General features: G+C 41.3%; 13 protein-coding genes. 1 reads left to right on the top strand and 12 read right to left on the bottom strand.

The genetic code is table 11. From position 1 onward, the window contains the following. Positions 1-97: 97 nt before the first annotated feature. The 6 genes from ABDW32_RS04445 to ABDW32_RS04470 all read right to left on the bottom strand — a co-directional run bounded on the left by ABDW32_RS04445 (position 98) and on the right by ABDW32_RS04470 (position 5,742). On the bottom strand, positions 98-1,402 hold the full coding sequence (locus tag ABDW32_RS04445; RefSeq protein WP_343559853.1) for a DEAD/DEAH box helicase: 1,305 nt from the start codon (positions 1,400-1,402) through the stop codon (positions 98-100). A 134-nt stretch (positions 1,403-1,536) separates the two neighbouring features. Continuing rightward, on the bottom strand, positions 1,537-2,544 hold the full coding sequence (asnA, locus tag ABDW32_RS04450) for an aspartate--ammonia ligase (RefSeq protein WP_343559855.1): 1,008 nt from the start codon (positions 2,542-2,544) through the stop codon (positions 1,537-1,539). Positions 2,545-2,835: 291 nt separating this feature from the next. Next, positions 2,836-3,162 (bottom strand): iron-sulfur cluster assembly accessory protein, encoded by a 327-nt coding sequence (locus ABDW32_RS04455; protein WP_077435550.1) that lies wholly within the window; start codon positions 3,160-3,162, stop codon positions 2,836-2,838. Positions 3,163-3,242: 80 nt separating this feature from the next. Continuing rightward, positions 3,243-4,421: a cysteine desulfurase family protein gene (locus ABDW32_RS04460; RefSeq protein WP_343559858.1), complete on the bottom strand. Its 1,179-nt coding sequence runs from the start codon at positions 4,419-4,421 to the stop codon at positions 3,243-3,245. 26 nt (positions 4,422-4,447) lie between these two features. Further along, a complete protein-coding gene (locus tag ABDW32_RS04465) occupies positions 4,448-4,873 on the bottom strand; it encodes a DUF983 domain-containing protein (protein WP_077435546.1) in 426 nt (141 codons plus the stop codon). Between the two features lie 2 nt (positions 4,874-4,875). After that, positions 4,876-5,742 carry a helix-turn-helix transcriptional regulator gene (locus tag ABDW32_RS04470; protein WP_343559862.1) on the bottom strand — a complete coding sequence of 289 codons (867 nt, stop codon included), beginning with the start codon at positions 5,740-5,742 and terminating at the stop codon, positions 4,876-4,878. 146 nt (positions 5,743-5,888) lie between these two features. Between ABDW32_RS04470 and ABDW32_RS04475 the strand changes: the two genes are divergently transcribed. Beyond that, on the top strand, positions 5,889-6,755 hold the full coding sequence (locus tag ABDW32_RS04475) for a mechanosensitive ion channel family protein (protein ID WP_343559864.1): 867 nt from the start codon (positions 5,889-5,891) through the stop codon (positions 6,753-6,755). Here ABDW32_RS04475 and ABDW32_RS04480 read toward each other — a convergent pair. The 6 genes from ABDW32_RS04480 to ABDW32_RS04505 all read right to left on the bottom strand — a co-directional run bounded on the left by ABDW32_RS04480 (position 6,752) and on the right by ABDW32_RS04505 (position 12,331). Next, positions 6,752-6,904 carry a hypothetical protein gene (locus ABDW32_RS04480; protein ID WP_175992009.1) on the bottom strand — a complete coding sequence of 51 codons (153 nt, stop codon included), beginning with the start codon at positions 6,902-6,904 and terminating at the stop codon, positions 6,752-6,754. The genes ABDW32_RS04475 and ABDW32_RS04480 overlap by 4 nt on opposite strands. Next, positions 6,901-7,875: a D-glycerate dehydrogenase gene (locus ABDW32_RS04485; protein ID WP_343559869.1), complete on the bottom strand. Its 975-nt coding sequence runs from the start codon at positions 7,873-7,875 to the stop codon at positions 6,901-6,903. The genes ABDW32_RS04480 and ABDW32_RS04485 overlap by 4 nt, the downstream gene beginning before the upstream one ends. 317 nt (positions 7,876-8,192) lie before the next feature. After that, positions 8,193-9,635: a serine hydrolase domain-containing protein gene (locus tag ABDW32_RS04490; RefSeq protein ID WP_343559871.1), complete on the bottom strand. Its 1,443-nt coding sequence runs from the start codon at positions 9,633-9,635 to the stop codon at positions 8,193-8,195. Between the two features lie 31 nt (positions 9,636-9,666). Continuing rightward, positions 9,667-10,407 (bottom strand): LytTR family transcriptional regulator DNA-binding domain-containing protein, encoded by a 741-nt coding sequence (locus ABDW32_RS04495; RefSeq protein ID WP_343559873.1) that lies wholly within the window; start codon positions 10,405-10,407, stop codon positions 9,667-9,669. Further along, positions 10,400-11,446 (bottom strand): histidine kinase, encoded by a 1,047-nt coding sequence (locus ABDW32_RS04500; RefSeq protein ID WP_343559875.1) that lies wholly within the window; start codon positions 11,444-11,446, stop codon positions 10,400-10,402. The genes ABDW32_RS04495 and ABDW32_RS04500 overlap by 8 nt, the downstream gene beginning before the upstream one ends. 3 nt (positions 11,447-11,449) lie before the next feature. Beyond that, the gene (locus ABDW32_RS04505; RefSeq protein ID WP_343559877.1) at positions 11,450-12,331 is read right to left on the bottom strand and encodes a LiaF domain-containing protein; all 882 of its coding nucleotides are present in this window, start codon (positions 12,329-12,331) and stop codon (positions 11,450-11,452) included. Positions 12,332-12,356: the final 25 nt, after the last annotated feature.

The following is a 12,356-nucleotide window of genomic DNA, read 5'->3' on the forward strand; positions in this document are numbered from 1 at the left end:
ACGAAAAGCGGTTGGTTATAATAGAATGCCCCAAAAAGTTAAACACTATTTGGGGCATTTTTATGGGCTTATACAAAAGATATGTGTTGTGTACTTGCTATGTTCTTCCGACTTTCACTTTTCTGCCTTTGACTTTCTGTCCGTTAGCGGCATTGATGATGGCTAAAGCCAATTTACGTTTGACAGCAACATAAGCAATTTTGTCTTTGACTTCGATAATTCCGATATCCTCTTTCTCGATGCCATCTAGATTCAACAGAAAGCCGACGATGTCAATCTTGTTGACTTTGTCTTTCCTTCCGGCGCTGATATACAGTGTGGCAAAAGGCGAGTTTTCGGGGAGATCATAAAAGTCGGGAAATTCCTCCGCTGCGGTATCCGTCGATATGTAAGGATAATTCTCTTCAGGTTTTAAGATCACATACACATCACCTTTTGCCTGCATGCGCGCTGTGCGCCCATTGCGGTGGGTAAAATCATCCTCTTTATGAGGAAGCTGATAGTGAATAATTGCATCCACTTCAGGAATATCCAATCCCCGGGCAGCAAGGTCTGTCGTAATCAGGACATTGTTGGAGTGATTTCTGAATTTTAGCAGTGCCAACTCTCTGTCTTGTTGCTCCAGCCCACCATGAAAGATGTCATGAATAATATTACGATTGTCCAATAGCGCACTGATATGGTCGACAGCATCCCGGTGGTTGCAAAAAATAATCATTTTTTTTGTTCCGATCTTGCAGATAAGTTTTAAAAGCGCTTCCAGTTTCTTTTGACTGGAGGCAACTACTTTTTTTATTGTGATCCGCGGGATATTGTTTGCATCTTTTAGGAAATCGATCTTAATCGGATCCTGAATCTGCGTAAAGGCCGGAATGGTTTCCATCGTTGTCGCCGAGGTTAATATACGCGACTTAATATTTGGCATGTGCCGAATGATAAAATCCATTTGCTGTTGAAAGCCAAGTTCCAGGGACTTGTCAAATTCATCCAATATTAGGGTATGGATTTGTGTCGGATCGAAATTCCCCTCTTCAAGATGCTGTTTTATTCGACCCGGGGTACCAATAAGAATAGATGGTGCATCTTTAAAAGCATTTTTTTCGATACGTGTGCTATGGCCCCCATAGGCACAGGTCACTTTGTATCCTGTTGTCAGTTTCCGGATGACTTGCTCGATCTGTAAGGCAAGTTCACGGGTAGGGACTAAAACCAGCACCTGTACTTCACGGGCGATATCTTTTAGCTGTTGTAATATTAATAAAGAAAAGGCTAAGGTTTTTCCTGATCCTGTAGGGGAGAGCAAGATGAGATCGTTGTCTTGCTGGTAGGTATCCAATACCTGTTGTTGCATTTCATTCAGGGAAGAAATACCGAATTTGTTTAAAATAGCTTCTAGCTGCATAGCACAAAAGTACTAATTAAAACGAAAAGGTAACCCACCTCATTCAGATGGATTACCTTGTCAGACTTTTATATCGGACTCTATCGCAAAGGATGCTTAAATGGTCCAATCTATTATACCTTTATGGTATTGTTTTAGAGTATATCAATACCTTCTTCTCGTAAGGTTTGTTTTTTATCTTCTTCCCAAATGCTGACCTGTACTTCGCCGATATGCTTCTTCTTAAGCATAAACATACAGACACGTGACTGGCCGATACCACCGCCCATAGATTCGGGCAATTCATCGTTAAGAAGCATGCTGTGAAAGGTTAGCTTGGACTTTTCGCTGCAATTTCTGATTTCCATCTGATGAGCTAATGCTTTTTTATCGACACGGATACCCATGGATGAAAGCTCAAATGCCGAATTCAGGATGGGGTTCCAAACAAGGATATCGCCATTTAAACCATTGTAGCCTGCCTCGTTTGCTGTGCTCCAATCGTCGTAATCTGCCGCCCGGCCATCATGTGCTACTCCATTGCTCAATGCTCCCCCAATGCCGTACAGAAATACCGCACCATATTCTTTTGTGATGGCATTTTCCCGTTCTTTGGCACTTAAGTCGGGGTACTTTTGCAATAGCTCCTCCGAAGAGATAAATGTAATCGTTTCCGGAAGGATTGCTTTGATCTGTGGGTATTTTTGCTCCACCTGCAATTCTGTAAATCGAAGTGATTCGTATATTTTGAGTACAGTCTCTTTGAGCAGAGCCAAATTACGCTGCTCTTTTCCGATGACTTTTTCCCAGTCCCATTGATCCACGTAAATGGAATGTATAGGGGTATAATCCTCGTCCGGGCGAAGAGCCTTCATGTCGGTGACAATACCTTCGCCCGGTAACATTTCAAGTTCTTTTAAGCGTACTCTTTTCCATTTTGCCAATGAATGAACCACGACTGCCCGCTTTTCATTTAAAGATTTGATCGGAAACGAAACAGGGCGCTCGATGCCGTTCAAATCATCGTTTAATCCTGTGCCATCCAAAACCACCAGCGGTGAGGAAATTGGAATTAAATTTAACTTGTTTTTTAATTCTTGGACAAATGTATCTTTAACGAAGCTGATAGCAACTTCGGTATTTAAAAGTTTTCTTCCCTCCATATGAGTCAATTGAAAAGCCATGTACGGATCGTTGTACATCGCATCATTTTTCTTATTCAGTTATTTGATACAAAAATATGAAAATATCATTTGCTAATATGTTTTGTTGTTATTTTTGATATTTATCTATTAAAATGTTGAAAAAATATAAATATTACAAGAAAAAGTGAATAGGTCAATAGGTAATTATAAAAGTATTAATTTGTTTCTGCAACTAAACCCGCCCGACCCCATAAAAAAAGCCCTGAAAATTATTCCAGGGCTTTTTTTATGCTATTGAATGGGATGTGTTTATACCGAGAAGCTCTCCCCGCAGGCGCAGGTACGGCTTGCATTTGGATTATGAAATTCAAATCCTTTTCCGTTCAGCCCATCGGAATAATCAAGTTCTGTTCCTGCTAAATAGAGGAATGATTTGATATCCAAACAGATTTTCACCCCTTTATCTTCAAAAAACTGATCTCCCTTTTTTTCCTCATTATCGAAATTCAATTTATAGCTTAAGCCAGAGCAACCACCACTTTCTACAGCAACACGCACAAAGTAATTGCTGTCATATTGCTCATCCTTCATGATTTCCTCGATACGAGTTTTTGCTTTATCAGTAACTGTAATCATAGTTGTATCTTTGTCTACAACAAAGATACATACAATCTCGCTATATTTCGCCTGCGCTTAAGTTTTTAGAATGTCATAAATTAACTGATCAAACCAGCCTTAAAAAGTTGCCATATCGGCGATTGATCTCTTATTTTTTGTACCGCCTCTTTGATCAATTCTGCGCAATGTAGAATTTCTTCACGCGTAGTCAATATGCTTAGGCTAAATCTGATCGCAGCAAGTGCATCTTCCTTGGTTATGCCCATGGCAAGCAGTACATGTGACGGTTCCCTTGATCCAGTGACACAGGCCGAGCCGGAGGATAGGGCCAGGGTAGGACAGGCGGTCATAATCTCACTAGCGAGCACATGTTTGAAACTGACATAACTTGTCGTCGGTAGACGGGGAGTATTTTGTCCATGTATACTAATTTCAGGAATATCAGCCAGCTCAGCTTCCAATAGATCCCGATAGGCTTGAACGCTTGTATAGGCTTGCGGGCTTAGCATGGAGATTGCCTTTCCAAAACCGACGATGGCAGGGACATTATAGGTGCCGCCCCGAAAACCATTCTCTTGACCACCACCTAAAATTAGCGGAGTAAGCTGAATGGGCTTTGATTTGCGCCGGATATAAAGTGCACCAACTCCCTTTGGGCCATGAATTTTATGTGCACTCAGGCATAAAAGATCGATAGGAAGCGCTTGCAGGTCGATCGCAACTTTTCCGATAGCTTGAGTGGCGTCGCAAAAAAATAAAATGTCTTCTTCTTGACAGATCGATGCCACCTCTTCAATTTCAGTCAATACGCCAGTCTCATTGTTCGCTGCCATCAGGCAGATCAATATGGTTTTGGTGGTAATGGCATTTTTAAGATCATCCAAGGCGATATGCCCCTGGCTGTCAACAGGAAGATAAGTAATTTGTGCGCCCTGTTTGGTCAGCTGTTCACAGCAGCTTAATACTGCTTTATGTTCTGTAACAGCCGTAATGATATGATTCCCTTGAGATCGGTATCTGTCAAATACACCCTGCAGTACAGTATTGATGCTTTCTGTGGCTCCGGAATTGAAAAAAATTTCCTTTGCTGTGCAATTTAAAGCCTCGGCAACCTGTGTTCTACTCAGTTGAACTGCTGCATTAGCAGCTCTACCCATCTGGTGGTAAACACTGGACGCATTAGCATAATTTTGGATGAAATAAGGGGTCATCTCCTGCCATACCTCATCCAAAATTCGGGTGGTTGCATTGTTGTCCAAATATATGGTATCCTTCATCAGGATAAAGATAAGGATAATGGCGTTTATGCCGAAGCTTTCACATCAACTTCCTTCTTTTTGACATTGGGATCATAGCGTAGCCCCGGGGTGAGCCAGTACATCAAAATGATGCGTGAATATCGGTAATTAAAGGGGGACATCAACACAACACTTAATATAGCGACAGTCGCATAAAGGATAAAGGAGGAGTCATTGCCGGTAAGGATGTACGTTGCCATACAGGCTGTGACCATCTCCGCGATGGCAAATGCATAGGTGACATACATGGCACCATAGAAATACCCCGGTTCACGCTCGTAACGCAAGCCACAGTATTCACAATGACTGTTCATCTTTTGAACCTTGAGACCATAGGCAGGACCTTGATAGACATGACCGACTCTACATCTTGGACATTTTGCCTGCCATGCAGCCTTGAATTCGGATAATTCGTATTTAACTTCTTCCATAGTTATAGTTGTTTTCTGAACTCCTCAGGTGTGAGATCAGTGGATTTTTTAAAAAATTTAGTGAAATAAGAGTTGTCCTTAAACTGCAATTCATTTGCAATTTCAGTAATATTTAAATTTCGATTGATTAATAACCGCTTTGCTTCCAGGACAATCCGGTTGCGAATGATCTCACCCGCAGACTGCCCGATATAGGATTTACAGATTGCATTCAAATGGTTCGGCGTGATAAATAGCTGATCCGCATATACACTTGGTAATTTGGTGGATTTAAACTGTTGTTCCACCAATTGCTGAAAGCTATTGAATATTTTATGATTATAGGGGTTGCTGCCGTCTTTTTGTTCTTTTTCAGAACAAATGGAGACATATAGTAGAAATTGAAGCAGCAGTGTACGGATATAATCTTCGGACAGGCCGCTGGACTTCGCCGACAAGATTTCGTCCAGAATTTTCGTAGCCCGGGCGCGGCAATTTTCTTCTAGTTCAAAAATCAAGTGCTCAATTTTGCCCTGAAGAAAACTAAAGCGCTCCAGATAATCTGTGCGTAATAAAAAGGATTGGAAATAGTCCACCGAAAAATTGACCACATAACCTTCCTCATCGCCAGCAAAATTCCAGGTATGCACCTGACCTGGGGCCATGAAGTAAATTTGAAAGGGTTTAATTTTATAATGATTGAAATCGATGATATGCGCACCCGAACCTTTCGTAAATAATACAAAATGAAAAAAATTGTGCTTGTGAGGAAATACCATGTCCGCATGTTTGATGACGTAATCGCTTAAGTCATCAATGTGGATAGTTGTTTTATTGTTGAGGTCAATGCTACAACTATCTATGATGGGAATGGTGTTTTTTCTATTCATATTACAAAGTTAGTGTATAAATTCTTTCTACAGTGGTGTTAATTTTATGTTTTGTGGTATTTTTCAACGATTTTCAAGTTTTGCATCTCAAGTATGGATGTTGGAACAATCCTTGTTTCAAAAGCATGGAAATATATTTAATAAACATGGAAAGTAATTTAAATAGTCTAGGGACTAGATTTGGACGGTTGACCGATATCGTCATTGATTCAATACCAGGTATTATAGGTGGTATTATTTTATTGATTGTTGGTAAATACGTCATCGATTTGGTTAACCGATTATTGCACAGGCGTTTCGAAAGAAGAAATGTCGATCCTTCGATCCGTGCATTTATCTCCAGTATCGTCAAGATTGTGATGTGGGTCATGCTGCTATTGACTGTTGCCAGTCAGGTTGGCATACAGACCACCTCTTTCATTGCCGCACTGTCTGCATTTGGTTTGGCTGTAGGTATGGCACTGCAAGGAAGTCTAAGTAACTTTGCCGGCGGTGTGCTCATACTGATGTTTAGGCCATTCGAAGTGGGGGATTACATCTCGAGTGCCAATGGTACGGCTGGTACGGTAGAACGAATAGATATCTTATACTCTACATTAATCGGTGACGATGGTGTCCGGATTTTTAGTCCAAATGGTCCATTGGCCAATTCGGTAATCAAGAACTATACGAAAATCGTTCAACGGATGTTTGAATATACGGTGAGTATATCCTATGACAAGAATATAAAAGACGCAAAAGATATCATTCTCAGGGTACTTCGTTCCAATGAAAATGTGCTGACAACACCCGAACCGACAGTGTTTGTCAAAGAGTTGGGAAACAGTTCCATTGTATTGACGGTACGCGCATGGACCAAGCGGGAGCATTACTGGCCGGCACGCAATTCAATGCAGGAAAAAATTATGCTTGAACTGGAAAGAAATGATATGAGTGTGGCCCCTAATCCGACACAGATTAGCATTATTTCCAATGCAAATGATCAGGGCAAACAAGTTAAACTAGATAGTTAATCATCTGCAAGGGCACGGATCAGAATAAAGTACCGGTAGGCAATTATGGCCTGCTGGTACTTTTTTAGTTTAAGCGGATCCTGCTTCCCATATTTGGGAAGAATTGCTTTATTTAGCTTATTCAGGAACTGAAAGAAATGTCGTTTCATGTATAGACTTCTGGATTGATCGTTTGTGGCATCTTTTCACCTTTGATTGCTGCCAATAAATTGCTTGCTGCCATGAGCGCCATATTGTCTCTGGTTTCCATGGTTGCGGATCCGATATGCGGTAGAATGCAGACATTTTCAAGATTCAGCAGTGGGTCGTCCGCTGCCATGGGTTCAGGGTTTGTCACATCGAGCCCGGCTCCCCATAATTCTCCCGCTCGTAAAGCATTGGCAAGGTCTTCCTGTTGGACTAATCCGCCACGGGCCGTGTTGATTAGAATCGCGGAGTTTTTCATACGCTTGAATGTATCCCGATTAAATCTATTTGCTGTTTCTGAGGTGAGTGCCGCGTGAATGGAGAGTACATCACTTTGGGTTAACAGCTCATCAAAGTTGACATATCTTGCCCCTAGGATTCGCTCGGCTTCCGAGTTACGGCCACGGTTATAATAGATGATTTCCATGTTATACGCAGCTCTGGCTTTTCGGGCAAACTCAAAACCAATCCTTCCAAGGCCATAAATACCTAATGTCTTGTTGTTGAGTTCTATACCCAGATGTGCTGTGGGGTCGAAACCCTTCCATTTCCCCTGTAAAATCTGCTTGTGATTGAAGAAAGCTTTTCTGGATACAGCTAGCATCAGCAGGAAGGCAACATCAGCCGTGGCACCGGAAAGTACACCCGGCGTATTGCTCACAGGGATTCCATATTTCGTCGCCGCGCTGATATCGACATTATCATAACCAACGCTCATCAACGATAGCGCTTTAAGGTTGGGACAATTTTGGAAAAATTCTTCGTCAAACTTTTGCATGCCACCGTTCAGGATATAATCGGCCTGTTGTCCAGCTTGGATAAGATCGCTCGGAGATAGGGGGGCAGTAGCGTCATGTATTGCTACCTCATGTCCGGCAGCCGTTAATACATCAATTCCTTTTTGTGGGATTCGTTTCGTGATAAATATCTTCATGTAAATGTTATGCTATCGTGGAGCCTGTTGTAAATAAATGATGAGCATCCAGTTTATTCGGGCTGTTCATCAAAGTTAATGCTTTAAAAGTTTGTGTAACAATAAAAAATTAACTGTTTTTGTTATAACAAAAAAAGCTATATCGTTGTTTCGATATAGCCCTGCTAATCATATTTCGTTTTTTTTCTTAACCGATGCTGTTTGGATTGACTTGCCTTTTTTACAGTATCAATATGCTTGTTAGTTCTGGTTTATTGGCCAGAACCAGTCCTCAGTGAGTTCTCATCGCGGTAGGTTCCTGTGAAGGCATGAGGGGCTTAATTGGTGTGAAGCAGATTGTCTAAAATGCTTTTCCCGATGTCATCGACGGTACGCGCATTATTGGACAAGACGACGACGCCACTTTTTTTATCCGGAGACAAGGCGAGGTAGGAACTGCTTCCCGCTGTTCCGCCATTGTGCCAATAAAAAGTAAGATCGTCAAGCAGGTTCATGTGCCAGGCCAGACCCAAGTCCGTATCCGGCGGGAGAAAGAAGGTAAAGGACCTGGTATTGGCCATTGCATTTTCCAGTGGGCTTTGTGGCATCTTAAACTGTGCGTTTACGAATTTAAGCAGATCTTCCACGGTTGACTTTAAACCACCAGCAGCACTAAAAGCATCAAAAGACCAAGGGGTTACTTCTTGACCGTCTTTATTGTATACCTTAAAGGTATCTTTTCTTTTTGGGTCTAATACCTGAAAGGTATTATTCATGTCGAGCGGTTTGCAGATAATTTCACGGACAATCTGGTCATATGGCTTTTTATAGATACTACAGATGATATCGCCCAAAAGTGCATAACCCAAATTGCTGTACTCGTATTCCTCCCCGGGTGTTTTTTTGTTTTTGAAACTGGACAAATAGCTATAAAGTGCTTTTTTGTCGTATCCTTTGTAAGGATCGTTTTCATTGTATCCCTTTACTTTTTCAAAATTGTCGGGAAGCCGCGGGAGCCCGGAAGTATGGTTGGCTAACATCTGAAAAGTTATCTTCGCCAGATCCTCATTTTTTTTCAGTGTATCTGCAAGAAATAATGATACAGGTTGATCCAGGGTAATTGTTCCTTCTTCAACAAGATTCGATAATAGGATCGCCGTAAAGACTTTGCTCAGGGAGCCAATTTCGTAGGGCGAGGTCTTCGTCGGTAACGTTTGGTTACCTTTTGCGGTCTCACCGTAAAAATAGGTTTTCGACTGCCCATTTTTGATAACACCTATGGCAAGTGAGCCCGTGTTTTGTTGTTTTAGGTAAGAGTTTGCAATCGAATCAATGAAAAAATCCTCTTTATCGACGGCTTTTGAGGTGGTCATTGTCTCAAGCGGTTTCTCGATGTTATTTTTGTCTGCTGTGGGTTCGTTCAGCTGACTAAAGTGCAGGCTGTTAAACTTGAGTGTCGAATCTGTTGCAAACAATACTTCATAAGTCTGACCGTCAAAATCCAGCCGATAGGTTGCTGTACCTTTTTCGAAAGTGGTCATAGCCGAACTTTTGATCCTTCCCAAAGGGTAGATCTGTTGCAGCATCTGTGTGAACTTTGGAAGGCTATATTGTTGTTTATAAGAATCGCTCGCTAGATTATAGGCAGAGTCTGTCAGCTGGGAATTGATGAAGAATTCCAATCTATTGTAAACTCCTTTGTTGACTTGTTCCGCTTGATTTGTCTGAGCAAAGGAGTAAGATGTGATGCCCAACAAGATTGCTGTATAAAAATGTTTCATAACCATTGTTAGGTACAAATCTACGGAATGTTTAAATTCCAATCAATTGTTTTAATCGGGCGTAGCCTGATTTACTGATATTGAGCTTCTCACCGGTGATCAATGCCGCGATATAGGAATCCTTTTCGTAAGGCTCCAATTTAGCCAACTGGTCGACCTTGATGATAAACGAACGATGGATGCGTACAAACTGATTTGGATCGAGGGATTTTTCAAAAAATGCCATGGTCTTATTCTTAAGGTACATGCCATCCTTGGTATGGATCTTTACGTAGTCATCATAAGACTCCAGGTATTTGACCGTATCGATCGGGATTATTTTGATCTGGGGACCTGTTTTAACAACGATACGGTCGATCTTGGTTTCGTCTTGCGCTGCAAGTACCTCATAGTTGGGTTGAACCTTCTTCTCGGGAGCAGAATAGCTGGATCTAAACTTTTCCAATGCTTTTTTGAAACGCATCGGGGAAACCGGTTTTAATAGATAATCCAGTGCGTTTTTTTCAAAGGCTTTTAACGCATATTCATCAAATGCGGTGGTGAAAATAATGGCGGGTGGATCGTCTACGAGTTCGAGCATTTCAAAACCTGTTAATTTAGGCATCTGAACATCCAAAAAGACCAGGTCAGGTTCATGTGTTTGGATCGCTTTAACGCCTTCAAAACCATCTCCGCATTCCGCCATAATGGTTATATCGGCTTCATTTTTTAAATAGCCCGCAATAATGGAGCGCGCTAAGGGTTCATCATCAATGATAACGACTTTAATCATATTGAGGTATTTTTAGGGTGCTAGTAAATATATTATCCTGTATCTGTGTCTCCAGAAGATCATTTCGACCATAAAGGAGGTATAATCTACGTTGAATACTGGAAAGTCCGAAGCCGGTACCTTTTTTTGGGCTGGATTGCTCCTCGACATCAAATGGATTGGTGATTTGGATCAGAAGCTGTCCCTCCTGTGAAGTGCATTTAATTTGTATTTCGACCTGATCGGTTATATTGTACAGTCCATGCTTAATGGCATTTTCGACCAATGGCTGGATGATCATTGCTGGCAATTTATTACTAAATATTTCCTCAGAGGAGGAGATGGAAGTGTTTAGACGATGGCCAAAGCGTACTTTTTCAATATCAAGATAAAGTTGTAGATGGTCCAGTTCTTCTTCCAGTGTGATAATCTGATTGTTTTCCTTTCTCATCGTGCCCCGTAAAAAATCAGATAACTGAAATGTCATATTACGCGCTTCATCCGGATTAGCGCCAATAAGGGCGATGATCGAATTTAAGCTGTTGAATAGAAAGTGAGGCTGCAATTGCTGCCGTAAATTATAGAGTTCTGCCTCGCGAAGCAGATTTTCGGATTCCTGTTTCCGTTTGATGTTATTAATATTATCTTCCTGTATATTCCAGACGATGTTGATAATAGCGACAGAGGTCAGGATAAGAAAGTTGACAATACCACGAAATGGCAATGTTAAATCCAGTAGTGCGATAAAGTTGGACTGAATAAAGTAGCTCATTATAAAACGGCTCAGCCCGGTACTGATGGCTGCCATAATCAAGCCTATAATCAATACCTTCCATATCTCCCGAGGCTGTGGTGTATAGAAATTCAATGCCGAGGACATCCCATAACAGCAGAACATCATCACTGCACTATTGATCAATGAATCTTTAAATGCCAGTTGCGCATCAAATCCCGAACGTAGCATCAGTAAATATTGTAATGCAAGATATCCGATAAATACGGATATACAAATAATGCCTATTAATCGACTTTTAACACTGAGAGACAGTTTGTTTTTCATCTATTAAGCATTTTTTATCGTTAAATTGCCCAATATACATGTTCCAGTGATATAGATCTTTTTATCGGTGTCAGGGTTGTAAATCGTCTGGAATCTTCGGTCATCGACAGATCCTAAAATCGAGGCTACATTGCTGAATACCGTCCAATGTGGCGGCACAATAATACGTGCGCTGCCAAATAACTGAAATGTGTCAATGACAATGGGCTGTTGGATATCTGCCTTTGTTAGGTCCAGTTCAATGCTACCGAAGACATTGGTCAAATTACCGCCTCTAAATTGTTTGGAATAGATGACTTTCTTTTGACCCGCAAAAATCGAATTTAGATTAAGGCTGTCTTCAAAAGACTGCTGAAATGAACTATGCTCTTTGTTGCCAAAAGCCTGCGCGTTAGGCGAGGCTTGTTGGCTTGATCCGTATTGTTCGTTAAATGGTTTTGCTTCAGCATCCGGGGCTGTTGTGTCTGTGGGATTATCCGTTGCTATATTCACCCGTTTGTCCCAGTCGTAAGGATCCTGAGGCGGATTAGGGTAAGTAGGAGGGACCATTGGTGGCTTGCGTTTACTCATGATGAAATAAATCCCCAGCGAAATAATGATAATAGGGACGGTTACAGAACCAAAGTCCGTACGCATCATGCGGGAGATCAGGCTGGCACCGCCAATAATCAAAAGGATGATCGCTGATTTCTTCTGAAATTGGGAGTTTATCCCAATGACTAGTCCGATAATGATTAAAATCATTTGCCATCCAAATAACCAGCCCGGAAACCAGTCTCCTAAATTTAGATTATGTAATAATAGGAATATACCTATAATGATCACAATCGCTCCAACGATATTGCGGCTGTTATTGCTGTTTGGTATGATGGGTTCTTTTTCCATAATGTTTTACTATTTATGACTCAAA

Origin of the sequence: Sphingobacterium sp., from assembly GCF_039596235.1 — a bacterium.
Classification (GTDB): Bacteria; Bacteroidota; Bacteroidia; order Sphingobacteriales; family Sphingobacteriaceae; genus Sphingobacterium.